22 protein-coding genes and 1 pseudogene are annotated in these 24601 nt (G+C 68.5%); 13 read left to right on the top strand and 10 right to left on the bottom strand.

Annotated elements, in window-relative coordinates; translation table 11 throughout:
- Window positions 1-55 precede the first annotated feature (55 nt).
- Window positions 56-2209 carry a RecQ family ATP-dependent DNA helicase gene (locus MU582_09705; protein UPK76896.1) on the top strand — a complete coding sequence of 718 codons (2154 nt, stop codon included), beginning with the start codon at window positions 56-58 and terminating at the stop codon, window positions 2207-2209.
- 30 nt (window positions 2210-2239) lie between these two features.
- Here MU582_09705 and MU582_09700 read toward each other — a convergent pair whose 3' ends face one another.
- From MU582_09700 to MU582_09675, 6 genes are all read right to left on the bottom strand, one after another.
- A complete protein-coding gene (locus MU582_09700; protein UPK76895.1) occupies window positions 2240-3001 on the bottom strand; it encodes an ion transporter in 762 nt (253 codons plus the stop codon).
- A 73-nt stretch (window positions 3002-3074) separates the two neighbouring features.
- Window positions 3075-3638 carry a hypothetical protein gene (locus tag MU582_09695; protein ID UPK76894.1) on the bottom strand — a complete coding sequence of 188 codons (564 nt, stop codon included), beginning with the start codon at window positions 3636-3638 and terminating at the stop codon, window positions 3075-3077.
- A 17-nt stretch (window positions 3639-3655) separates the two neighbouring features.
- A complete protein-coding gene (locus MU582_09690; protein ID UPK76893.1) occupies window positions 3656-4759 on the bottom strand; it encodes an FGGY family carbohydrate kinase in 1104 nt (367 codons plus the stop codon).
- The gene (locus tag MU582_09685) at window positions 4756-5211 is read right to left on the bottom strand and encodes an SRPBCC family protein (protein UPK76892.1); all 456 of its coding nucleotides are present in this window, start codon (window positions 5209-5211) and stop codon (window positions 4756-4758) included. The genes MU582_09690 and MU582_09685 overlap by 4 nt, the downstream gene beginning before the upstream one ends.
- Before the next feature lie 41 nt (window positions 5212-5252).
- Window positions 5253-7883: an AAA family ATPase gene (locus MU582_09680; GenBank protein UPK76891.1), complete on the bottom strand. Its 2631-nt coding sequence runs from the start codon at window positions 7881-7883 to the stop codon at window positions 5253-5255.
- Window positions 7880-9004 carry a metallophosphoesterase gene (locus MU582_09675; GenBank protein UPK76890.1) on the bottom strand — a complete coding sequence of 375 codons (1125 nt, stop codon included), beginning with the start codon at window positions 9002-9004 and terminating at the stop codon, window positions 7880-7882. The genes MU582_09680 and MU582_09675 overlap by 4 nt, the downstream gene beginning before the upstream one ends.
- A gap of 189 nt (window positions 9005-9193) precedes the next feature.
- Here MU582_09675 and MU582_09670 point away from each other — a divergent pair, with 189 nt between their 5' ends.
- The 3 genes and pseudogenes from MU582_09670 (at window position 9194) to MU582_09660 (ending at window position 12259) form a co-directional block, all read left to right on the top strand.
- Window positions 9194-10108, top strand: a complete 915-nt coding sequence (locus tag MU582_09670; protein UPK76889.1) for an NAD(P)-dependent oxidoreductase — start codon at window positions 9194-9196, stop codon at window positions 10106-10108.
- Window positions 10105-11037, top strand: coding sequence for an RNA polymerase sigma-70 factor (locus MU582_09665; GenBank protein UPK76888.1), 933 nt, complete (start codon window positions 10105-10107; stop codon window positions 11035-11037). The genes MU582_09670 and MU582_09665 overlap by 4 nt, the downstream gene beginning before the upstream one ends.
- A gap of 334 nt (window positions 11038-11371) precedes the next feature.
- Window positions 11372-12259, top strand: a pseudogene (locus MU582_09660) (S41 family peptidase).
- Window positions 12260-12308: 49 nt separating this feature from the next.
- On the opposite strand, the gene MU582_09655 reads toward MU582_09660, so the two are convergent.
- A complete protein-coding gene (locus MU582_09655) occupies window positions 12309-13277 on the bottom strand; it encodes a zinc-binding dehydrogenase (GenBank protein ID UPK76887.1) in 969 nt (322 codons plus the stop codon).
- Window positions 13278-13449: 172 nt separating this feature from the next.
- On the opposite strand from MU582_09655, the gene MU582_09650 reads away from it, so the two are divergent.
- Complete coding sequence (locus MU582_09650) at window positions 13450-14064, top strand: hypothetical protein (protein UPK76886.1); 615 nt, start codon at window positions 13450-13452, stop codon at window positions 14062-14064.
- A gap of 130 nt (window positions 14065-14194) precedes the next feature.
- Window positions 14195-16876, top strand: a complete 2682-nt coding sequence (ppdK, locus tag MU582_09645) for a pyruvate, phosphate dikinase (GenBank protein UPK76885.1) — start codon at window positions 14195-14197, stop codon at window positions 16874-16876.
- A gap of 30 nt (window positions 16877-16906) precedes the next feature.
- Here the strand turns inward: ppdK and MU582_09640 are convergent, their stop codons facing one another.
- Window positions 16907-17941, bottom strand: coding sequence for a tellurite resistance/C4-dicarboxylate transporter family protein (locus tag MU582_09640; protein UPK76884.1), 1035 nt, complete (start codon window positions 17939-17941; stop codon window positions 16907-16909).
- A gap of 162 nt (window positions 17942-18103) precedes the next feature.
- Here MU582_09640 and rpmF point away from each other — a divergent pair, with 162 nt between their 5' ends.
- The 3 genes from rpmF (at window position 18104) to MU582_09625 (ending at window position 20054) form a co-directional block, all read left to right on the top strand.
- The gene (gene rpmF / locus MU582_09635) at window positions 18104-18274 is read left to right on the top strand and encodes a 50S ribosomal protein L32 (protein ID UPK76883.1); all 171 of its coding nucleotides are present in this window, start codon (window positions 18104-18106) and stop codon (window positions 18272-18274) included.
- A gap of 148 nt (window positions 18275-18422) precedes the next feature.
- Window positions 18423-18734 carry a hypothetical protein gene (locus MU582_09630; protein ID UPK76882.1) on the top strand — a complete coding sequence of 104 codons (312 nt, stop codon included), beginning with the start codon at window positions 18423-18425 and terminating at the stop codon, window positions 18732-18734.
- A gap of 78 nt (window positions 18735-18812) precedes the next feature.
- Entirely contained in the window at window positions 18813-20054 is a 1242-nt protein-coding gene (locus MU582_09625) for a geranylgeranyl reductase family protein (protein UPK76881.1), read from the top strand.
- Between the two features lie 83 nt (window positions 20055-20137).
- Here MU582_09625 and paaI read toward each other — a convergent pair whose 3' ends face one another.
- A complete protein-coding gene (gene paaI / locus MU582_09620) occupies window positions 20138-20581 on the bottom strand; it encodes a hydroxyphenylacetyl-CoA thioesterase PaaI (protein ID UPK76880.1) in 444 nt (147 codons plus the stop codon).
- 74 nt (window positions 20582-20655) lie between these two features.
- On the opposite strand from paaI, the gene MU582_09615 reads away from it, so the two are divergent.
- Both MU582_09615 and MU582_09610 read left to right on the top strand, forming a co-directional pair.
- On the top strand, window positions 20656-21321 hold the full coding sequence (locus MU582_09615) for an AIM24 family protein (GenBank protein ID UPK76879.1): 666 nt from the start codon (window positions 20656-20658) through the stop codon (window positions 21319-21321).
- An 11-nt stretch (window positions 21322-21332) separates the two neighbouring features.
- On the top strand, window positions 21333-21737 hold the full coding sequence (locus MU582_09610; protein UPK76878.1) for a hypothetical protein: 405 nt from the start codon (window positions 21333-21335) through the stop codon (window positions 21735-21737).
- A 1-nt stretch (window position 21738) separates the two neighbouring features.
- Here MU582_09610 and MU582_09605 read toward each other — a convergent pair whose 3' ends face one another.
- A complete protein-coding gene (locus MU582_09605) occupies window positions 21739-22698 on the bottom strand; it encodes a YafY family transcriptional regulator (protein ID UPK76877.1) in 960 nt (319 codons plus the stop codon).
- A gap of 62 nt (window positions 22699-22760) precedes the next feature.
- On the opposite strand from MU582_09605, the gene MU582_09600 reads away from it, so the two are divergent.
- Complete coding sequence (locus MU582_09600; GenBank protein UPK76876.1) at window positions 22761-23789, top strand: ATP-binding cassette domain-containing protein; 1029 nt, start codon at window positions 22761-22763, stop codon at window positions 23787-23789.
- Window positions 23786-24541, top strand: a complete 756-nt coding sequence (locus MU582_09595; GenBank protein UPK76875.1) for an ABC transporter permease — start codon at window positions 23786-23788, stop codon at window positions 24539-24541. The genes MU582_09600 and MU582_09595 overlap by 4 nt, the downstream gene beginning before the upstream one ends.
- Window positions 24542-24601 lie beyond the last annotated feature (60 nt).

The raw sequence follows: 24601 nt of genomic DNA, 5'->3' as shown, positions 1-24601 counted from the left end.
CGTCCGGCTCAGCGGGCTTGGCGGATTGTCCGCACCCTTGGGTACGGTCACTCGCATGACTGACCCGTCCGGCCACCCGCCCGCCGCCGACTCCCCCGCCGATATACGCGCGCGGGCGGAGTCCGTACTGCAGGCGTTGGTCGGTTCGCCCGATGCACGGCTGCGTGACGACCAGTGGACCGCCATCGAAGCGCTCGCCGTCGGCCGTCGTCGGGCACTCGTCGTCCAACGCACCGGGTGGGGCAAGTCGGCGGTGTACTTCGTCGCCACCGCGCTGCGTCGCAACGAGGGCGCCGGCCCGACCGTCATCGTCTCGCCGCTGCTCGCGCTGATGCGCAACCAGATCGACGCGGCCGAGCGAGCGGGCATCCGTGCGGTCACGATCAACTCCACCAACCCGGAGGCCTGGCAGGAGACCTACGACGCGATCACCCGCGGCGAGGTCGACGTGCTGCTGGTCTCCCCCGAGCGGCTCAACAACCCGTCGTTTCGCGATAACGTCCTGCCCGACCTCGCCCGCAGCGCCGGCCTGCTCGTCGTCGACGAGGCGCACTGCATCTCCGACTGGGGCCACGACTTCCGCCCCGACTACCGGCGTATCCGCACGCTGCTCGCCGACCTACCCGCGGGCATCCCGGTGCTCGCCACGACCGCGACTGCAAACGAACGCGTGACCGCCGACGTCGCCGAGCAGCTGTCCGTCACCGGCACGGCGACGCTCGACGACGTGCTCGTGCTGCGCGGCACCCTCGACCGCGAGTCGCTGCACCTCGGCGTCGTACGCCTGCCCGACCAGGCAAGTCGCTTGGCTTGGCTCGCCGACCACCTCGACGAGCTCGACGGTTCGGGCATCATCTACTGCCTCACCGTCGCCGCGACCCAAGACATCGCGGCTTTCCTGCGTGAGCGCGGCCACGACGTACGCGCGTACTCCGGCCAGACCGAGCAGGCCGAGCGCCTCGCCGCCGAAGACGACCTGCTGCACAACCGAGTCAAGGCGCTCGTCGCCACCTCCGCCCTCGGCATGGGCTTCGACAAACCCGATCTCGGCTTCGTCGTCCATGTCGGCGCACCCCCGAGCCCGATCGCGTACTACCAGCAGGTCGGCCGCGCGGGCCGCGCCGTTGAGAACGCCACCGTCGTCCTCCTGCCCGGTCAGGAGGACCGCGCCGTGTGGGCGTACTTCGGTTCGTTGTCGTTCCCGCCCGGCGAGCAGGTGCACGAGACCCTCGACGCGCTCGCCGATGCGGCCGGTCCGATCTCCGTTGCGACACTCGAGACGCGGGTTGCGCTTCGCCGGACGCGTCTCGAGATGCTCCTGAAGGTGCTCGACGTCGACGGTGCGGTGCGCCGCGTACGTGGCGGCTGGGAGTCGACCGGCGAGCAGTGGACGTACGACGCCGAGCGCTACCAGCGCGTTGCCCAGGCGCGTGAACGCGAGCAGGCAATGATGCTCGAGTACGAGTCGAGCGAGCGGTGCCGCCTGGAGTTCCTCCGTGCGGCGCTCGATGATCCGGAGGCCAAGCCATGCGGGCGGTGCGATAACTGCGACGCTCTCGCGCTGCCGACCGAGGTCTCGACCGAGGCGATGGACGCCGCGCGCCAGTGGCTCGGCAGGGCCGGCGTCGCCATCGCGCCGCGGCGGATGTGGCCCAGCGCGATGACCAACCTCGGAGTCGACCTGCGCGGCAAGATCCCACCCGGCGAGCAGGCGGAGCAGGGCATGGCCGTTGCCCGAATGACCGATCTCGGTCTGGGCCAGCACGTACGCGATCTGTTCGCGGCGGGCGCGCCCGACCGCGAGGCCCCGGTGCCGCTGCGACATGCACTCGTCGCGGTGCTCGACGACTGGGAGTGGCCCGACGGCGGCGGTCCCGATGCCATTGTCGGAGTCGACTCGCTCACGCGACCACTCCTCACCGAGCACCTCGCCGACGGTATGTCCCGCTACACGGGCTGGCCGGTCGTCGCCCGGCTACGCATCGACGGCCACGCGGAGCCCGGTCAAGGCGCGACGAACTCCGCACAACGACTCGCCGCGGTCGCGCAGCGGTTCGCGCTGTCGGACCCTTCCGGTGTCATCGGCCGGCGCGTGTTGCTCCTCGACGATCGTGTCGTCACCGGCTGGACCCTCGCCGTTGCCGCCCGTACGTTGCGGCTTGCCGGCGCTGAGGCCGTGTTTCCGCTGGTGCTGGCGACCGACGCGTAACGACCGGCCGTCTCCAACCCGCGGCGGAGCTCAGATCTCTCTCGACTCGGCCTCGCGAGCCGCACCGGAGACGCCGAGCTCGCGTACGTCGTGACGGATCTGCAGGATGTTCTCCCGCAGCACGTCGTTGATCAGCTCCTCGGTACGCGCGTCTTCGAGGACGGCGAGGATGACCCGCATCGACGTGTCGGTGCTCGCCTCGATCACCCGGTCGTGGAAGGGCAGGATCGACAGGCGCCCCATCCGACGGTCTTCCTTGATCTTCTCCAGGATCATCGCGCGTAGCTCGTCGCGGTTCTCCTCCAAGGCCCGCGCGACATTGTGGTTGTACTGCCCCGCGCGCAGGACCTCGCTCACCTCCTCGAGCACGGCCAGCGTGATCGGATGTTTGATCTGTTCGACGACGGGCGACAGCACCTTCGACAGGATCCGGTCACTCAACGGCGCACCGGCGGCGCGGTCGGTGAGCCGAGCGAGTCGTGCCACCATGACAACGACCCGCAACAGCCGGAACGACCGAAGCGCCGGGTACGACAGCGGGATCATGCCGAGGATCTCGAACCAGTTGCGCCAGAAGAAGCTTCGGCGCCACCCCTCTCGCCGCCAACGCCAGATGAACTCGACCGCGAACACGGCGCAGATCGCGATGTCGATGATCCGCAGGCGGTCGTACGTCTTGTCGTCGACATTGCCGTAGTCCGCATACAGCAGGAGAACGACCGACACCAGCGCGAGCACGATCATCGCGATGTCGACGACGGTCAGCTGTCGCAGCCGGGTTCGTAGCGTCACTCGGAAAGTCTCTCGCACCCAGGATCGTTCGGTACCGGATCGTCGACGATGGTGTGTCGCCGCTGACTACCGATCAGTAGAACTCGTACAGCTCGCGGGACAGCAGGAATCCGCGCCCAGTACGCAGGTTGTAGCAGCGCATTCCGTCGCGCCTGCTCTGGCAGCCGTAGTCACCGACGCGGGTCGCCGTGCCGTAGCCGAGCTGCGTGCTGGCGCCGAGCACGGTGTCGCCGGCACAGACGAAGTCCGGCTCGCCGTCACCGACCGAGAGCGCGTTGCCGAAGGCGAGGTCACAGGCGGGTTTGCGCGGCGGCTTGTACCGCCGCTTGTTGATATCGCACCGAACTCCGTCGCCGGTGATCTGGCAGCCGATGTTCTTCGACGGGCTGGAGAAGCGTTTGACCGATCCCACGACGTTGCGCAGCTTCACCTCGAGCGGCTTCTTCTTGCCCTTATTGTTCTTGTTCTTCTTCTGCTTCTTCTTGCCGTCGGTGTTGCCGCCGTTGTCGCGCTTGCCGCCGTGGTTGCCCTTGCCGTTGTCTCCGCCCTTCGGCACGTCGGTGGCGATGTCCTGCGCCGACGCGCAGCCGGACAGGACGCATGCGAGCACGACTGTTGCGGCTACGTACTGCCTCATCGTGCTTCTCCTCCAGATCAGTCCGGGCTCACCTCGACGGTTCCGCGTCGGAGACCGATCCTAGGTGCTATCGGCTGTGCGGCAAGAATCGCTGCCCCACATGCCGAAAGACTCCGTAACGGAGCGTACGCGAGGGGTAGCTCAAGCCTCCGCGCCAGCGCTGCGCGAAGCTCGGGATCACTTGCCCTGCCTCCTCCGACGACAACCCGGCCGACGTTCAGCCGCGTCACGGCATCACTTACCGCATCGAGCAGCGTCCCACGAGACGGCATGGCGCGGGCGTCGAACGCATACATCGTGTACCAACCGGCTCCCGCGTCGGCGAACACCGCCTCTGCGGTATCGACCGGTCGATGCCAGTCGGTGTCGGCACGCAGCACCTGGCAACCGCTGCCGAGGTTGACGTACGCGACCGCGCTCGACCCTCCATCGTCGATCTCGCGGTACGCGACGAGCGCCGCGGCCGTATCGGCCGCGCCGACGACGACCGATGCGCCACCCCAGTGCCCGACGACCTCGGCCGACGGGCGTACAGCGGGCAGCCGACGTCGATCGATACCGGCGGTCTCGGCCGCGGTGTCGGACCAGTCTTGCGTGCGCGGGTCCCACAGCAGGGAGCCCGCGGCATCCGATCGGTCGGTGCGGGCGGTGCGATCGCCGGTCAGCTGCGCGCGCAGCCAGTCCTTGGCGAACCACACGGTCTCCACCTTCGCCGCCGTCGTCGGCTCGTGCAGGTGCAGCCACGCCAGGATGGCCGCGGCATAACCGGGCAGGCGCGGCGTGCCCAGATCGGCGAGGGTGTCCGTGCGTACCCATTCCGCGACGATGTCGCTCGCGCGCCGGTCCGGCCACAGAATCGCGGGACGTACGGGTTCGCCGTCACGCCCGGTCAGCACCACGCCGTGCATCTGGCCGGTGCAGCCGATCGCCGTCGCGCCGTGCACATCAGCGGCGACCGAGTCGAAGGAACGCAGCCATTCGTACGGGTCGATCTCGCACCACCCCGGTCGCGACTCGAGGGTGCGGTACGCAGCAGCCCGCTCCGCGACCACCGCTCCCGTCTCGTCGAGCACCGCGAGCTTCAGTCCGCTCGTACCGATGTCGACGCCTGCGAACCTCACTGCACCGCCGGACGAGACACATACGCAGCAAGGCCGCGTTCGCCCGATCGCATCATCACCGCGTGGTTCCAGCGCAGCGCCGGGCGAGCGAACGGCGCAGCCAAACGAAGCAGTCGGCGGCCGACCGTGACCCGCTGCTCGTACAGCAGCCCGCAGCCGGTGTGTCCCGGTTGCAGCGTGAGCCTGGCCCAACCGTCGAGGTCGCCGCCCATGTCCACCTGCAGCACCCCGGCGGCACGGTCCTCGATGCGGCGGGTGAGAGTGAACCTCAGGGTGTACGGCAGCAGAGACCTCGCGGTGACGGAGGCGTTCTCCTCGTCGACGGGTTCGACCTCGCGTACCTCGCGCCACCAGTGCGGGTACGAACGCAGGTCGGCGAGGACGTCGAAGACTGCGTCGCGATCGGCGTCGACCCGCCAGCGGCTGACGAACCGGTAGTCGTTCAGGCTCACGCTCCAAGCCTGCCGTACGGCGCATCGGCGCGGTAGGACCCTCAGCGGCTCACCGAGGCGAGTCGCACGGTCGCCGCAGCCGTCATCGTGCGGAAGCGTTCGGGGTGGCAGGTCAGCACGATGACCTGGTGGTGCTCTCCTGCACGGTTGAGGATCGCCGCAATCCGCTCGAGTCGCTCGGGATCGGCGTGGCCGAGAGCATCGTCGAGAATCAGTGGCGCCCCGTCTGCGGGATCCACCAGCGATGCGACTGCGAGTCGCCCGATGATCGCGAGCTGCTCCCGCGCGCCGCCGGACAGTGAGCCGAAGGAGACCGTACGCCCGGCAAGCGTGCGGGCCGCGATGGTGAGCTCGTCGGTGATCTCGACGGAGAGGTCCGGACCGAACACAACCCGGCCGAGACCTTCGATCGCGGCGCGGTACGGAGCGATGTACCGGCGTCGCGCGGTGTCTCGATGCTCGCGAAGCGTGTCGTAGAGCAATCTGGCCGCATCGGCGCGGCGTTCGATGCGGGCGAGCTCGCTCTCTGCGTGCTCGAGCGCCGCAGCGGCGGCCTCGTGCTGATCGTGCAGTCCGCGAGATGCGAACCCGTCGAGCTTGCCGGTGATCTGCTGCTTCTCATCCTCCAGCTCACGGCGAGCGCGCGCCAGCCGCTCGCCGACTGCCTCGGCGTTGGCCAGACGCTCGGCGAGTACGTCGGGTTCGGCCGCGGCGAGCGCGGCGTCAGCCCGATCGCGTTCGTGGACGGCCTCATCGAGAGCCGTGCGTGCATCGGCGACGGCTTCGTCCAGCTCGTCGTCACTCGTTTCGGCGCGGGCAGTGCTCAGCCGCTCGGATACGCGTTCGGCCTCAACGGACTCGCCCTCATGCTGTTGCTCGCATTTCGCCAATGCCTCCCGCGCGGACGAGAGCGCGGACTGGCGTTCGCGGACTACCCCGTCGAGCTCGTCGACGACCCGCGATACATCGTCGTACGCGTGTCTCGCAATGGTCGCAAGGTCGTCGGCCGCAGCGATCGACTCCGGCATATCGCCGTCGTGACGCGAGCTCAGCTCCGTATGGCGTTCGCGGGTAGCAGCGGCGGTTGCGGCGAGCGACTCGAGGTCATCGACGTCACCGAGGGCGTCGCGCATCCGGGCACGGGCGAGCTCGCTCGCAGCCCGCGCTTCGCGAGCCGAAGCGACCGCGTCACGAGCCGCGCGTACGTCGGCGACGCCGGCGTCATCGAGAGCCGCGGCGAGTGCCGCCTCGGCGCGTTCGACCTCGGCCGCCTGCTCGTCGTCGGCGCGGCCCGGTCGGACGGTCACCCGAACGACGCCGGGAACCTCGACGGTCGTCGGCGCGACGACGGCGCGACGACCATCCGCGTCGGGGTCGCCCCCGTCGATGCGCACCTCGGCGTCGCCGAGCGTCTCTACGTCGAGGACCGATGCGCCGAGCCGGCGAAGCTCGGTCGCGGTACGTACGGCCGCTTCGAGCTCGACCACTTCTTCGAGCCCCGCGTCGTCGACGCGGACTGCGGCCAGCACCGACTCGGCGGTCACGGCGTCGGCACGGGCCTGCGAGGCCCGCTCGACGCGTTCTTCCAGGTCAGCCGCCTCACGGCCGAGCCGGATCGTGTGCGCCGCATCGGTCGCCGCCCGGTAGGCCTCCTCGCGCTCGCGTACTTCTGCGCGAGCTTCGCGGGCGCGTACGGCGGCCTCGTCGGCCTCGCGGTCGAGCGCGGTGACGTCGTCACGCCGCGCTGCCACCTCCGTTTCAAGCCCGGTCAGGGTGGTGCGGCGCTCCCCCAGCTCGGAGACGAGCTGAGAACGGACGCCGACCGCGGTGCCGGCATCGCGCAGCCGGATCGACGCGGCCTCGACGGCAGCGACCGCGTGTTCATGGGAAGCGCGCAGCTCACCGAGCCCCCGCTCGCGCCGTCTCGCATCGGCGAGGCGGGCCGCGTGCTCGGACTCCTCCTCGCCAAGGCGGTCGACCTCGGCATCGATCGCGGCATACCTGCGCACGTGCGCGTCGACCGACTCGAGCTCCTCGCTCAGCCGGTCATACTCGCTGCGCGCCGACTCATATGCGTCGACCGCCGCGCTGAGCTCACCGGTCGGCTGCCCGGTGTTGGGGGTGAAGTACCGGGTGTATTCCGAGGCAACGCGCCGTAGGAGATCCTGATCGGACTCGCCCGCGGCGCCGTCGGACGACCCGTCGTCGAGCGCCGCACGCAGCACACCCACATCGGCGAGATCGGCCTGGTCGAGCGACGAACCCTGTGCGACACGCATCGCGGACCACAGGGCGTCGTCGAGCGTCTCCTTCAGGATGGTGCTCATCCGCTCATGTGCTTCGCGTCCGGTGAGCTGCTCGGGCGTCGGCGCAGTGATGTGCAGCGAGGTCGACGGACGGCGCAGGAAGCGTTTCGCGTACGTCACCTCGTAGTCGCCGACCGTGAGCTCGACCTCGACGTACGGACCCACATCGGCGCCGACCTGGTGCACCGCGCGTACCTCTTGGCGGCGCGAGGAGTCGCGGTGGTCGAACAACAGCGAGATCGCCTCGGCGATCGTGGACTTGCCCGCCTCGTTGGGACCCTCGACGATCGTCACGCCGTCGGCGAGCTCAACCGTGGTGGAGTCGACGCCGCGGAAGTGCTCGAGCGAGATGCGGTGGATCCTCATCGGTCGCTCCGGGTGAGTCGATAGAGCAGACCGAGCGCATCCTGGGCGGTACGCGCGTCTCGCCCGTCGGCATTCGCCTGCCGGACGAGGTCGTCGACGGCCGAGCGCGACGCACCGACGAGCGCCAGGTCGGAGAAGTCGTGGTCATCGGGTACGACGACCAGGTCTCCGGGCCCGCCGACGACTGCGACGTGGGCGTACACGTCACCGGCGCGCTCGAGCACATCGTCGAGCCGCGCCTGCCCGGCCACGGACAAGCTGCCGGTGAGGCGGAGCCAGATCGCCGTGCGGTGCTTGTCGGTACGCTCGTCGAGAGTGCGCTGGAGCGCATCGACGTCGGCGTCGTGGGTGAGCTCGGCGGCGTGCTCCGCGAACGTCCACCCGCCGACGGTGACCGTCTCGACACTCGGGCCCGACTCGTCGAGGTCGACGACCAGCACGTTGCCGGGGTCTACCTCGCGGCGCGCCGTGACCTCGGGGGTGCCGGGGTACCAGATCGCATCGCTCACGGCGTACGTGGCGTGGCGATCGCCGAGCACGGCGAACGAGATGCGGCCGTCGTCGACCGCTGACCGCAGCGCGGTCTCATCGACGACCGCCGGGTCATGGCGATCGGGGTTCAGCGCGCCGACGCGGCCGTGGCCGACGAGCACTCGTCGGGTACCTGCTGGCTCGAGCGTCGCCAGTGCGGCAGCGACCAGATCGGTCAGGGGGCGTTTGGTGAACCACGGGACGCCGACCAGCTCAACGTCAGCACCGTCGACGGGCATCGGCTCGGTCGAGTCGAGTACGTGGACATGGGCCGGGCACCCACTGCGGAACTGCCGCGAGCTGTAAATCGAGCTGGCGTCGAGCGGGTCGTGATTGCCGGGCAGCAGATACACCGGCACGTCGGTCGTACGCAGCGCTTCGAACGCCCGCGCGAGGACGGAACGATCGAGGTGGTTGGACTCGAACACATCGCCCGCGACCACGACGAACGACGCATCGCGTGCCTCGGCGAGCGTCATGATGGCGGCGATCGCATCGAAACGCGCCTGGGTGTAGCGGGGCCGCGCTTCGTCGTCGAGAAAGGCAGCAGCCATGCCGAGCTGCCAGTCGGCGCTTGCGATGAACTTCATGGCTCCACCTCCTCCGCGACCGTAGCGACCGGCCCTGACAACGCGGTCCCGGCAACCCCAGCATCGGGGATTCGCCGTCGGTATCGGCGGAGGCGCGGCGCAGGTGACCTACGTCGGACATGTCACTCGGTACGTCGCCAACTCGTCTCGGGTGGTGGAGGCAGATTCCGAAGCCGAGGAGTGATCAGGATGCGAGTCTTCGTAGCGGGCGGAACCGGCGTGATCGGGCGGCCGCTCGTGGCGCAGTTGGTGGCCCGCGACCACGACGTCACCGCGACAACGACGACAACCGACAAGCTCCGGCTGTTGAGCGACCTCGGCGCACGGGCTGTGGTGATGGACGGCCTGGACGCGGCTGCGGTCGGCGAGGCGGTCGCTGCCGCCGCACCCGACGTGATCGTGAGCCAGATGACGGGGCTGTCACAGGCACACGCCGGCAGTGCGAACCCGCGCAAGGCCGATCGCTTCTTCGCACCGACGAACCGTCTCCGCACCGACGGGATCGACCATCTACTCGCGGCGGCCGAGGCAACCGGCGTCTCCCACGTCGTCGCGCAGGGGCACGCGAGCATGAACGGCGCGCACGAGGGCGGATGGGTGAAGACCGAAGACGATCCGCTCGAGGAGACCGAAGGTACGGCGGCGATCCGCCATCTCGAGGACGTGGTCGTCCGCGCCGGCGGCGCCGTACTGCGTTACGGCGGGTTCTACGGGGCGGGGTCTCATGACGATCAGGTGCGCTTCGTACGCAAACGGCTGGTGCCGATCGTCGGCGGTGGCACCGGGTACTTCTCCTGGGTCCACGTCGACGACGCCGCTCGGGCGACCGTCCTCGCGGTGGAGCAGAAGGCGACCGGAGTCTTCAATATCGTGGATGACGAGCCTGCGCCGGTAAGCGCTTGGCTGCCGCACCTCGCGCGATGTGCCGGAGCGAAGCCTCCATTGCGGATACCGGCTTGGCTGGCGCGACCGCTCGCAGGCGAGATGATGGTGAGCATGATGACCGAGGGCCGCGCGTTCTCCAACGCCAAGGCCAAACGCGAGCTCGGGTGGGAACCGCAATACCCGTCCTGGCGGCAGGGATTCGAGGTCGAGATCTCGTGAGCGACGACCACCGGATCGACGAGTTCGAGCAGCTGCGGCCGCTGTTGTTCGCCATCGCGTACCGCATCCTCGGCAGCGTCGCCGAGGCCGAGGACGCCGTGCAGGAGACCTGGTTGCGCTACGAGGCGGCCGGAGCGAAGCCCGCATCGGCCAAGGCGTACCTGTCGGCGGTCGTGACCCGGATCTCGATCGACGTACTCAAATCTGCCCGCGTACGCCGCGAAGCGTACGTCGGGCCCTGGTTTCCCGAACCCGTCCTCACCGACAGCTATGACGATCCGCACCGCTCGGCCGAGCTGGCCGATTCGCTGTCGATGGCCGCGCTGTTGCTGCTGGAGCGCCTCAGCCCGCTGGAGCGCGCGGTGTTCGTGCTTCGCGACGTGTTCGGGTTCGATTTCGCGGCGATCGCGGCTGCCGTCGGACGCTCCGAGGCGGCCGCGCGGCAACTGGCGGTCCGGGCACGACGGCACATGGACGACGGTCGACCACGGTTCGAGGCCGACAGGCGCGAACGCGAGGCGCTCGCGGCCCGCTTCTTCGACGCGATCCGCGACGGCGATGTCAGTGCCCTTAAGGATCTCCTTGCCGCCGACGTCCAGATGGTCGGTGACGGCGGAGGCAAGGCCCCCGTGTTCGCGAACGCAGTGGTCGGAGCCGACAACGTTGCGCGGGTGCTCGCATTGAACATCCCGGTGCTCGCAACGCTCGACGTACGAATGGACCAGCGCGAGGTGAACGGCCAGCCCGGCGCCATCGTTCGCGATCGCGACGACAAGGTACTCGCCACGCTGGCGCTCGATGTGCTCGATGGGCAGATCCAGGCGATCCGCAGCGTCGCCAGCCCGGACAAGCTCGCCCACCTGGGTCCGGTGGCGGATGCGTGGGCGCTGGACCGGGAAGCGAAGCAGGCACGCAAGCGCGGGCGCTGACTCACTGACCTCCTGTCACGGTGGCCACGGGCGTACCAGCGAGCACGGCAACCTCCCGCTTTGCATGGAGAATCTGCCATGCAAAGCGGGGTGTCACCATGTCTACTTGGTAAGCAACCACCACCGGCACGACGGCGGGCGCGCGTACCGCGTCAGCTCCGACCACACGCCCGCGCAGTCGCCGCGTATCTCACCCGACGGCACCCGTATCGCCTGGACTGCGACGCGCGGCGGTGCCAAGGAGGTGTACGTGGCGCCCGTCGACGGCGGGCCGAGCACTCGGCTCACCTTCTGGGGTCAAGCCGGCACCTGGGTACGCGGGTGGGTGTCCGGCCGGATCGTGCCGGGTGAGTCGTCGCGACGTGCCGCACGCTCGCCTCTGACGGCGCCCGGGGTCGCTGTCACTGCGGGCGATGCGATCATCGCCGTCGACGGGCGTCCCGTCGACTCGCAGACCGGTCCCGCTGCACGTCTCGCCGGCTCCGCGGGCAAGCCTGTCGAGCTGACCATCGCACGGCGCGACGGCGACACCCGCAACGTCGTCGTCGTACCGCTCGCCGACGAGTTCCCGTTGCGCTATCAGGACTGGGTCGCCGGTCGGCGTCGGTGGGTGCACGACAACAGCGACGGCCGGATCGGCTACGTACATGTGCCAGACATGGTGTCCGAGGGCTGGGCGGAGTTGCACCGCGACCTGCGTACCGAGTTCGCACTCGAGGGGCTGATCGTCGACGTACGCGGCAACCGCGGTGGTCACACCTCGCAGCTGGTCGTCGAGAAGCTCGCCCGCCGGATCATCGGCTGGGACCTCGCCCGCGGAGTCGGCCCTACGTCGTACCCCGCCGATGCGCGCCGCGGACCGATGGTCACCGTGACCGACATGTACGCAGGCTCCGACGGCGACATCGTCACCGCCGCGATCCGGTCGCTGGGTCTCGGCCCGGTCGTCGGCACCCGTACCTGGGGTGGCGTGGTCGGCATCGACGGCCGATACAGCCTCGTCGACGGCACCAGCGTGACGCAGCCGCGCTACTCGTTCTGGTTCGAGGACTTCGGCTGGGGAGTCGAGAACCACGGTGTCGACCCCGATATCGAGGTCGTGATGGCGCCGCACGACCGCGTCGCCGGCAACGACCCACAGTTGGAGCGCGCGCTGTCGCTCGTACTCCGTGATCTGGAAACGACCCCGGCGGCAACGCCACCGGAGATTCCGCCGCTGTAACGCGCCGGAACGCCTCGCCGGCGCCGCCAAACCGACCGCCGAGCCCAGGTCACACGAGCAGCAGGGACTTGCCGATCGTCTTGCGCTGCTCGAGCGACGCGTGCGCGTCCGCGGCCCGCTCGAGCGGGAAACTCGCCCCGATGACCGGGCGGAGGCTCCCCTGCGCCACCGACTCGAGCGCCTCCGCGAGACGTGCCCGCATCACCGCCAGCCCCGGTGAGCCGGCCTCCAGCAAACTGACGGCGCGAACCCCGCGGCGCGTGGCCTCCTCCTCGTCGATCTGGACGAGGTCGCCGTTGGAGCTCCCGTACGTGATGAACCGCCCGCCATCGGCAACGGTGTCGAAGGCCGCCCGGCCGAGCTCGCCGCCAGCACCGTCGAAGGCAAGTGCGACACCGTCGCCCCCGGCCGCCTTGCGTACGTCGTCGGTCCAGCCGGGCAGCGAGTAGTCGACCGTCACCTCGGCGCCCAGCTCGCCTGCCAGAGCGAGCTTCTGCGCTCCCCTGGCCGCCGCAATCACCCGTGCACCCGCGGCACGCGCGAGCTGGACAACCAACGATCCGGCACCACCTGTAGCGGCAGCGACGAGTACCCATTCGCCGGCCACGATCTTGCCCTCGAGTACGAGGCCGAGAGCGGTGACCCCGTCATGGACCAGCGCCGCCGCCTCGGGCCACGGGACTTGCTCGGGCACATCGACAAGCTCCTCCGCCTTGGCAACGGCGTGTTCGGCGTACCCGCCGGAGACGCGGGCGACCACCCGGCGCCCCAACCAGTCGGGGTCCACGTCTGGCCCGACGTGGAGTACGCGACCAGCGCCGCCCCCACCAGGCACGTACGGGAGCTCGATCGGGAAGAACTCACCACCCCAGCCGCTGCGGAGCAAGGTGTCGAGGTAGCCCACGTTGCTCGCGACCATTCGCACGACGACCTCACCGCGCCCCGCAACGGGCTCCGGAACGTCCTCAGGAATCAATACCGCCGGACCACCGAACTCATGCACCCTGATCGCTTGCATCAGACCTCTTTCCCCTCGTTGTCGAACCTTTCTCGATGCAACCTAGAAGCTGAAGTTATGTTCAGGTCAAGTCGGTGCCGCCGCCACTTTCGGGCCTGTAATCGCAACGTAACCGTGCGTATATCACCGCACGCGACGGTGACGGCGTCCGACAAACGATGGGGGAACCACCATGAACCTGAACACACTCCGTTCGACCGGAGCACGGATCACGGCTGTCGCGGTCCTGGCGTGCGCCTCGGCCGGCGCCACCGCGGGCAGCGCAACTGCCGACGACCCGGGTAAGACACCTGACGTCCGCGCAAAGACAATGGCCACCGAGCTGACGCCTGAGCAGGCAGCCGAACTGCGCAAACAGTGGGAGTCCGGGCGAAAACTCGAGCCACTGCAGGCGCTGAAGGCCGCCGGACTCCAACGCTCCGACCTCCAGCCTGCGCAGGCGCCCACGACCGGAGGGGGCGCAGACGAGGGCGAGGCGACGGTTGCGCTGGACTGCTCGGAGATGACCCTTTGGGGCGACTCAGACGGCAACTGGACCTGGTCCAACCACTTCTGGAAACGCGATCCCGGTCCGGCCGAATTCGGACGAGGCACGGTCACGACCAACGGCCTCGGGAGCACCAGCAACTCCTTCAACATCAGCGGTAACGACCAACTGGAGGGCGATCAACTGTTCTCCGCCGGAATCTGGCCCACCGCGACAGAGATGAACGCGTGGTCGGTCAATGCCAACCACTTGGGCGATCTGACGTTCTGCATCGGTTTCGTGCGCGCCGCGTACGAGTAGGCCGTGCGTGAGTCGGCCCGAGCACCGACGGGGGTGCTCGGGTCGACTGCTTCGCGCCGACAGATCGCCCGGCGCGGCGCGGACGCGGTGCCCTATGCTCCGAGAATCCCCGATTCCGCAGGAGCAGCCGATGACCGAGTACGTCCAGCCGTTCGAGACGGGCGACAAGGACCAGAAGGACCTTCTCGGCGGCAAGGGCGCCAACCTCGCCGAGATGACGCGAATGGGTTTGCCGGTGCCACCGGGGTTCACGATCACCACCGAGGCGTGCCGTGCGTTCCTGGAGCGCGGTCACGTGCCGCCGGAGCTTCCGGTGCAGGTACGCAGCGCGATGCTGCGACTCGAGAACCGCCTCGGCAAACGCCTCGGCGACCGTCGCGACCCGCTGTTGGTCAGCGTGCGCTCGGGTGCGAAGTTCTCGATGCCCGGAATGATGGAGACGGTCCTCAACGTCGGCCTCAACGACGAATCCGTGCTCGGGCTCGCGGAGGCGAGCGGCAACGATCGGTTCGCGTACGACTCGTACCGGCGCCTGTTGCAGATGTTCGGTCGCACGGTGCTCGACATCGACGGCGCCGCATTCTCCGATGCCTTGGAGGAGCGCAAGTCCGCGCGGGGCGTCTCCGCCGACGTCGACCTCGACGCCGACGACATGCGCACGCTCGTGGACACGTACAAACAGATCATCGCAACCGAGTCCGGTGCGGCGTTCCCGCAGAACCCGACCGACCAGCTGACCGCCTGCATCGAGGCCGTCTTCGCATCGTGGAACACCCCGCGAGCGCGGGTCTATCGCCGCCGCGAGCGGATTCCCGACGCACTCGGCACCGCCGTCAACGTGTGCACGATGGTCTTCGGCAACCTCGGCGCCGACAGCGGCACAGGCGTCGCCTTCACCCGCGATCCGGCCACCGGTGCGGCCGGCGCGTACGGCGACTACCTCCCCGACGCGCAAGGCGAGGACGTCGTGGCGGGCATCCGCAACACCTTGTCGCTTGACGAGATGCGCGAGCTCGACCCCGCTTCGTACGACGAGCTGCAGCGAGTGATCCGGCTGCTCGAAGCGCACTATCGCGATCTGTGCGATATCGAGTTCACCGTCGAGCGCGGCAAGTTGTGGATGTTGCAGACCCGCGTCGGCAAGCGGACGGCTCCCGCGGCGTTCCGGATCGCGACGCAGCTCGTCGACGAGAACGTCATCACGATGGACGAAGCTCTGTCGCGCGTCACCGGCGACCAGCTCGCCCAGCTGATGTTCTCCCAGTTCGACCCGGTCGCCGAACGCACGCTGCTGACGACTGCGATGGGCGCCTCCCCCGGCGCCGCCGTCGGTACGGTCGTACTCGATCCCCAGCGCGCGGTCGAGCAGGCGAAGTCCGGACCGGTGGTCCTCGTACGCAAGGAGACCAACCCGGACGACCTCGAGGGCATGATCGCGGCCGCGGGCATTCTCACCAGCCGCGGCGGCAAGACGTCACACGCCGCAGTCGTCGCGCGCGGTATGGGCCGCACTTGTGTCGTCGGCGCCGAGGCCGTCGAGGTCGACGCCGCCAACTCGCGCATCGTGTGCGGCGATGTCGTCGTCGAGGAGGGCCAGTCGATCAGCATCGACGGTACGACCGGCGAGGTGTTCGCCGGCGAGGTGCCCGTCGTGCCCAGCCCCGTGATGCGTTATCTCACCGACGGGGTCGCGGCCGCACAGTCTGAGTCCGGCTCCGACGACGCGCTCGTGCCCGCCGTCGACCGGCTGCTGCGGCACGCCGACGAGGTACGTCGGCTGCGGGTACGCGCCAACGCCGACACCGCCGACGACGCCGGACGTGCGCGTACCCTCGGCGCGCAAGGCGTCGGCCTGTGCCGCACCGAGCACATGTTCCTCGGCGAACGACGCCCGCTGATCGAGCGCGTGATCCTGGCGAACACACCGCAAGAGCTGAAGTCCGCACTCGACACGCTCCTTCCGTTGCAGCGCACGGACTTCGAACATCTCCTGGCGTCCATGGACGGCGATCCCGTCACGATCCGGTTGATCGACCCGCCGCTCCACGAGTTCCTTCCCGACCGCACGGAGCTGTCGGTCAAGGTGGCGGTCGCGCGCGAGCGCGGCGAGCCCGACCCCGACGACATCCGGCTGCTGGAGGCGATCGAGCGTCTGCACGAGTCCAACCCGATGCTTGGTCTGCGCGGCGTACGCCTCGGCATCGTCGTACCCGGCCTGTTCGGCATGCAGGTACGCGCCGTCGCCGAGGCGTCGGCCGCTCGGATCAAGGCCGGCGGCACACCGCGCGCAGAGATCATGATCCCGCTCGTCGGATCGGTGATGGAGCTGCACCTGATACGTCAGCAGGTCGGCCACGTGGTCGCCGAGGTCGCACAGACTGAGGGCGTCGAGCTCGACATCCCGATCGGCACCATGATCGAGCTGCCGCGGGCCGCGCTCACGTCGTTCCGGATCGCCGACGAGGCCGACTTCTTCTCGTTCGGTACGAACGACCTCACCCAGACGGCCTGGGGATTCTCCCGCGACGACGTGGAGGCGGCGTTCTTCGCGGCGTACCTCGAGCAAGGCGTTTTCACCGTGTCTCCCTTCGAGTCGATAGACGGCGACGGCGTCGGGCGACTCGTCCGCATCGCGGCCGAGGAGGGCCGTGCGACGAAGCCCGACCTCAAGCTCGGTGTGTGCGGCGAGCACGGCGGCGACCCGCTGTCGGTGCACTTCTTCCACGAAGTCGGGCTCGACTACGTGTCCTGCTCACCGTTCCGCGTACCCGTCGCCCGGCTCGAGGCCGGTCGCGCCGCTATCGCCGGCTGAGCGCCGCCGTACCGGCACATCGCGGTCGGCTCATGGCGCGTTTCGGCGCGCGAACAGGTGCCGTGCCATTGCGAGCGCGACGAGCGCCCACACCACGAGCGCGAACCACAGTTCGCCGCGCCCGATCGCGGCGATCCAGTCCAACCCCGCACCGTCGCCGAGCGACAAGCTAGCGAGGGAGTACATGCCAAGGGGAAAGACCATGCTCCAGAGGCCGGGCTCGTACGAGAGCGGAACACTGTGCACACGGTGCCGCCACCAGCCCGCCGCAACCAGGGCCGGAAACAGCCAGGTAGCGAACGCCCAGAACATCATCGACACACCCGTCGCCAGATCGTGCACCACGCTGACGATCACGTCCGTACGCATGTCCGCGACGCGTACCCCGGCGAGCACGGTGATCGACGCCGCTCCCATTGCCACCCAGTACGACGGCGAGAGATCCTCCGGCGATACGTCGTACAAGACCAGCCGCAGGCCCACGAGGACGACGGCACAGACGTACAGAAAGCAACCGACCGCCCAGGCGACGAACCCGAGGAACGCGAGCGCATGCTGACTCGCGCCGGCCGAAGGCTCGAGTGTTGCCGCCAGCACCGCGACCGCCTGGGATGCGACCGCCCAGATGAACCACGACCCGTCCGCCTGTTCGTGCGCAGAGTGCTCGTCGCGCCGGGCGAGCGCGAGCCAGGGCAACAGATATCCCAGCACGAGCCACACCGCGCCCGAAGCGATGAGGAGCACGTACGCGAGCGCGTCCAGGCCGGCGACGACGAACCGGTCCGCCAGTACACAGGACCCCGCAACCAGGGTGAAGAAGCCGAACGAGCGACGCGGGTTGCGAGCGTCGGCAAGCACCTGGCCGGGGTACGCGACGACACGCAACACCGTCATCACGAGCAGCACGGCGTACGCCGCCGCGGCGATGACGTACAACGCATCCGAGACGTACGCGATGCCCGCCTCGTGTGCGGCGATCGAAATCGCCCCGCTGGCCATCACCACCGCGAAGTAGACCGGCGCCAAGTCACGCACCGCATCGCCTACACGCTCGCGAATGGTCACCGCGTGAGGCTATCGCCGCAACGAGGAGCCGCACCGAATTGGGTACGGCGCGGCCGCCCTGATAAAGTGTTTCGGTCAGGGTGACCGGTCCGCCGCGCCTTGGCAACCTGGCATGTGGCCAAGACCGTTGGCATCGCCAAGTCGACCTCGAAGGAAAACACGATGGCTGTCCCCAAGCGCAAGATGTCCCGATCCAATACGCGGTCGCGACGCTCGCAGTGGAAGGCTACGCCGGCCGATCTCGTGCCCGTCAACGTCAACGGCCGCGAGATCCAGGTTCCGCGACGGCTCGTCAAGGCCTACCAGCGCGGCCTGATCTCGGCCGACGACTGAGCACTGCGCATCGCGTACGACGCCACCGTGGTCACCACGGTGGCGCTTTCGTGTGCCCGCGTATGTGGTCGAGCTGTCACGCTGCGTTCGCCTGCCCTGCGCTCGCCACGGGTTTACATTCCACCCAAACCGGGTATACATATCTGGCATGAGAGCGACAAAGTTGACCGCCGGCGCGGCCGCCCTGGTCGCCGTGGCTACCACTGCGGCACTCATCCCGGCGAGTGCCCACGCAGCACCACGCCCCGACTCCGCCTCCGATGTCGTCGTCAAAACCGGCGCACAACGTGAGCTGGAGATCATCCGGCAAGGCGCCGACAGCGAACTCGAGATCATCCGACAGAGCCCGAAGCGCCACACTGCCACGCTGCGTGCCGACAACGCGCGCGAGCTGGAGATCATCCGCGCAATGGGCAAGAAGAACTCCGAGCTCGAGATCATTCGGATCAGCCGCGCCTGACGACGGCCGCAGCCTCGGCACGACCGGTCCCATGACCCGTGCCGTGCTTCGGGGTGCCCGGCCTGAGACACTTGGTACGTGAGCGACTCCCCCGACCGTACCGACGTCCTCGTCGTCGGCGCCGGCCCGGCCGGTGCTGCCGCGGCAGCCTGGGCTGCGGCGCATGAGCTCGATGTCGTCCTCGCCGATGCCGCGGTGTTCCCCCGCGACAAGACGTGCGGCGACGGGCTCACTCCGCGTGCCATCAAGGAGCTCGACGGGCTCGGCCTCGATCAATGGATCCGCTCGCACGGCACCAATCGCGGCCTACGCGCCAACGGGTTCGGTCAGGAGCTGATGTTGCCTTGGCCGGGTGGGTCGCTTCCCGACTACGGCTCCGCCGTCCGCCGCACCGAGCTCGATGACCGCATTCGCACCTGTGCCGTCAAAGCCGGTGCCCGTGCGGTCGATGACGCACGCGCGGTCGACATACGACGCGACGGTGACCGGGTCAGCGGGGTCGTCTTCCGAAGCGGCGACGGTGAGACCAACACGATCGAATGCCGGCGCCTCGTCGTGGCCGACGGCGTTCGCTCCCCGCTCGGCAGAATGCTCGGGCGTGCGTGGCATCGCTCGACCGCGTACGGCGTCGCGGCACGCAGCTACGTACGCTCCGAACGCAGCGACGATCCCTGGATCTCCTCGCACCTCGAGCTCCGCGGCGAGAGCGGTGATCTGCTGTCCGGGTACGGCTGGATCTTCCCGCTCGGCGACGGTGAAGTGAACCTCGGCGTCGGAACCCTCGCAACACAGAAGCGTCCGGCAAACGCCGCACTGCGGCCGCTGATGCAGTTCTACGCGAAGAGTCGCCGTACGGAGTGGAAGCTCGACGGCGACTTGCGAGCACCGACCTCTGCGCTGCTCCCGATGGGAGGCGCCGTCTCGGGAGTGTCCGGACCGAACTGGGCCTTGATCGGCGATGCCGCCGGATGCGTGAACCCCCTCAACGGCGAGGGCATCGACTATGGCCTGGAGACCGGTCGACTCGTCGCCGAGATGCTCGCGACCGACGACGACCTCCGATGCGGATGGCCCGCGACGCTGCAGCGCCAGTACGGCGAGGCCTTCTCGATCGCTCGCCGACTTGCGGGGCTGATCACGCTGCCGCGGCTGCTGCCCGCACTCGGCCCGATCGGGATGCGATCGCATTTCTTGATGACGATCGCGCTGCGCGTGATGGGCAATCTGGTCACCGACGCCGACCGCGACGCCACCGCACGGCTGTGGCGTTGGGCGGGCCGGCGTTCGCTACGCCTCGACGAGCGGCCCCCCTTCGCCTGATGCGCTGACTCGTCGGTCCTGCCCCGCTGAGTCGTCAGTCTTACGCTGCGAGACTGACGAGTCAGGCGTGCGGGGGTGACGAATCAGCGGTTGAGAAGGGGGCGGCCGAGCGAGCGGCTCCGACCGCGGAACTCGGCGATCCGCTCTGCATCCTCGCCTGCGCCACGGAAGACCGTGACGTCGTAGATCCCGTTGCGGCCCGTGCGCGTACGCTCCGCCGCTACTGCGCGCAGCTCATCGCCGAGTCGCCCGGGAGCCAGGAACGCGATGTCGAATCCGGCCGCGACCGTCACGTCGTCGTGGCTGTTGCAGGCGAACGCGAAGGCGCTGTCGGCGAGCGTGGCGATGTAGCCGCCGTGGCAGATGTCGTGGCCGTTGACCATCAGCTCGGTGACCTCCATCGACAGCATCGCGTACCCGGCGCGTACCTCGAGGATCCGCATCCCGAGATGCTGACTCGCTTTATCGGTCGACCACATCTGCTCGGCGCAGCGGCGGGCAAGGTCGTCGGCATCCGGATTCGACATGCTGCTCCGTCCGTCTGAAGGTTCATAGCGGGGTCGCCGTCGATCGGCCCCGTACCGCATCCATAATGGCGGCCATGCGAAGCGACCTCTTCACCCAGGCCCATAACGAGATCCAGACCGCCGATCGATTCGCCCTGCAGAACAAGAAGCTCCTGAAAGTGACGCTCGGCCCCGATGTGCTTGCCGCGAAGGGGGCGATGGTCGCGTACCAGGGCCAGGTCCAGTTCCATCACGAGGGCTCGGGCAGCGTCGCGAAATTCGTGAAGCGGGCAATGACCAGCGAAGACACCCCACTGATGCGGGTGAGCGGCCAGGGCGAGGTCTTCTTCGCCGACACCGCGAGCGACATCTTCTTGATCGCCTTGGAAGGCGACGGGATCAGCGTCAACGGCACCTCGATCCTGGCCTTCGATGCCGCCTTGCAATGGGATGTGCACCGTACGAAGGGTGCTGGTATCGCGACCGGCGGGCTGTTCAACACGCTCGTCCAGGGCCAGGGCATGGTCGCGCTGACATCGCACGGCACGCCGACGATCCTGGACTGTTCGCAACAGCCGACGTACGTCGATACGCAGGCCGCGGTCTGCTGGTCGGCGAACCTGACTCCGAACGTCACCAACAGCATGAACGTGAAGTCGATGCTGCGCGGTGGCTCGGGCGAGGCCGTGCAGTACGCGTTCCACGGCCCGGGTTTCGTGGTCGTCCAACCGTCCGAGGGCTACCCCACACCGAGCGCGTGAGGCGGCCGGGCGTGGGCGCTCCAACGTCAGGCGTACGCACCGCAGCGGCGCTCCTGTTGGCCGTGGCCGCCCTTGCCGGTTGCAGCAACGACTCCGATGCCGAAGAACCAACGAACGACGAAGCGTCCGATTCGGCGACTCACGCCGGCGCCGAGAACGAGTGCACCGGTGACGGCAAGGGCGCGATCGCTGTGGGTACGAAGGCCACAAAACTGCCGGGTGGCAGCACCGTGGCGTTCGACTCGGCAGATTTCGACGCGAAGAAGCCGACCGTCACGTTCGACCTCGGCAAGTCGTCGAGCGTCGAACGCAAACATGCGACCGACCTCAGGGTCGGCGACAGGTTCGGTCTGCAGCGCGGGTTCTACGTCGTGGTCTCCATCTGTGGCGACAAGGCCACCATCGACGAGTTCTGAGTCAACGGGAGCGACTCGCGGCACGACCGAATCGTTCGCTCACCTCGCGAACGTACGTACGTAGTTCCTCGGGTGCCTCCACGGTGAACTCGGCGCCGACTGACGCGACAACGAGCCCGGGCCATTCGAGGTCGTCGACGCTCATCAGGAGCCGACACGAGTCCGCGCCGAGCTCCTCGACCTCGCCCCAGCGGCGTACGACGCGGCGTACCTCCTCGGCCGGCGCCTCGATGACCACCCGTACGTCGTACTCCGTCGGCCTGGCCGCAATACCGGACTGCACGAACTCGGCAGCATCCGCCGCAGGCAGCTCGCGCGGTCTGAACGGCACTCCCTGCGGCTGCGGGTCGCTGAGCCGATCGACGCGAAAGCTCCGCCAGTCGTGACGTACGAGATCCCATGCGACGAGGTACCAACGCCGCCCGAGGGACACGAGCCGGTGGGGTTCGACCAGCCGGTCGGCCGCAGCCCCGTCGTACCGGGTGTACGCGAACCGCAGCCGCTCGCTGTCGCGGCATGCCTGCGCGAGCGTGGAGAGTGCGACGGCATCGATCGTCGGCCCGGCCAGCGGGGCCGGCACGGTGTAGTCCTGCAGCGCGTCGACCCTTCGACGGAGGCGTTTCGGCATCACCTGCACGATCTTGGCGAGCGCGCGTACCGATGACTCCTCGATACCCGACACCACGCCGCCCGCGGCCGTACGAAGGCCGACGGCGATCGCAACTGCCTCGTCGTCCTCGAGCAGCAGCGGCGGGAGGGACGCGCCGGCCTGCAGTTGGTATCCGCCCGTCGCACCGCGCGTGGCATCGACCGGATAGCCGAGCTCACGCAGGCGGTCGACGTCGCGGCGTACGGTGCGCGAGCTGACCTCGAGTCGATCGGCGAGCTCGGTGCCCTGCCAATAGCGATGGGTCTGCAACAAGGAGAGCAGACGGAGCATTCGTGCGCTTGATCCAGACATGTTTCCAGGATGATCTCGATAGCGGACACTAACTGGCCTAAAGCGTTCCTAGCGTAGTCCACATGAACACGACGATGATCGAAACCCACGGACTCACCAGGCATTTCGTCTCGGGCAAACAGACCGTCGAGGCCGTACGTGGCCTCGACCTCGCGGTCGAGTCGGGCGAGCTGGTGGCGCTACTCGGCCCGAACGGCGCAGGCAAATCCACGACATTGCGGATGCTGACCACGCTCATCGCTCCGACGTCGGGCACGGCGATGGTCGCCGGCCACGATGTCACCGGCGACCCCAAGCACGTACGCCGGCGGATCGGTTTCATCGGCCAAGGCAACGGCGCCGGTCACCAGCAGCACGGGCGCGACGAGTTGGTCACGCAGGGGCGGGCGTACGGGCTGTCGCGGCGTACTGCTCGTACCCGGGCCGCAGAGCTGATCGAGTCGCTCGATCTCGCCGGCGTCGCAGACCGAAAGGTGTCGACGATGTCGGGCGGTCAGCGGCGCCGGCTCGACATCGCGATGGGCCTCATCCACGCACCGGAGCTGCTGTTTCTCGATGAGCCGTCGACCGGACTCGATCCGCAGAACCGCGCGAACCTCCAGGAGCACATCGTCTCCCTCCGCGAGCGGTTCGGTACGACCGTCGTACTCACGACGCATTACCTCGATGAGGCGGATGCACTCGCCGAGCGCATCGTGGTCGTCGACCACGGCCGGATCGTCGCCGATGACACCGCCGAGCGGCTGAAGGCCGATCTCGGCGGCGACCGCATCGCCCTGGGCTTCGACAGTCACGACGCGGCGGCGCTCGCCGCGACACGAGTAGCGACCGCCATACCCGCGGCGGCTGTCGCACGTACCGGCTCCGGAGTGGAGGTACGCGCAGAAAGCGGACCCGAGCTCCTTCCCCGACTCATCGGCGATCTCTCCACCGCCGGGATCACCGTTCGGTCCGCCGATGTCACCCGGCCGACCCTCGACGACGTCTTCCTCGGCCTCACCGGCCGCAGCCTGCGCGAGGGCCACTCCGCCAACGACGAATCGACCACCAGTGCCACCGTCGGCACCGACCGCGAGGAGATCGCAGCATGACCACCCTCATCCGTGACACCGGAATCGTCTTCACCCGAGAGCTCCGCCCGGTCATCCGCGACCCGTTCACGGTCGTGTTCTCGATGATCCAGCCGCTGTTCTTCCTGGCACTCTTCGCGCCGCTGCTCACCGACGTACCCGGACTCGGCTCCGGAAGCGCGCTGCAGTGGTTCGTACCCGGGGTGGTCGCGATGTCGTGCCTGTTCGGCGCATCGATGACTGGATCGAACCTGCTGTTCGAGATGCAGACCGGCTCCCATGAGCGCACCCTGGTCACGCCGCTGTCGCGCCCGTCGCTGCTGATCGGGCGCGCGCTGAAGGAGATCGTGCCGGTGATCGTGCAGGCGTTCGTCGTCGTGGCGATCGTGACGCCGTTCAGCTTCGAGCTGCACCTGCCCGGTGTGCTGGTGGGCCTGGTGATCCTGTCGGTGTTCTGTGTCGGGCTCGGCTCGCTGTCGTACGCGCTGGCGCTCGCGGCAAAGGGTCAGGACTGGATCTTCTGGACCGTGCAGCAGACGTTCCTGTTCCCGGTGCTGCTGCTCGCCGGCATGATGCTGCCGCTCGACGGGGCACCCGGCTGGCTGCGTACGCTCTCCGACCTCAACCCACTCACGTACATCATCGAGGCCGAGCGCGATCTGTTCAACGGGAGCTTCGACGCGCAGTCGATGGGTGCCGGCGCATTGGCCGCGGCGATCGTCTGCGTACTCGGCGTCGCCGTGGGTACATCCGCGATGCGCAAGTCCAACTAGCGTCGAGAAGGCACCCTCGGTGCAACGAAAGGCGGTTGGCGCGAACGTGGTTCGCGCCAA

The sequence above is a fragment of the Nocardioidaceae bacterium SCSIO 66511 genome, from assembly GCA_023100825.1.
In the GTDB taxonomy this organism is placed as follows: domain Bacteria; phylum Actinomycetota; class Actinomycetes; order Propionibacteriales; family Nocardioidaceae; genus Solicola.
The sequence above is the reverse complement of the archived record's forward strand: the minus strand, read 5'-3'. Positions and strand labels throughout refer to the sequence as shown.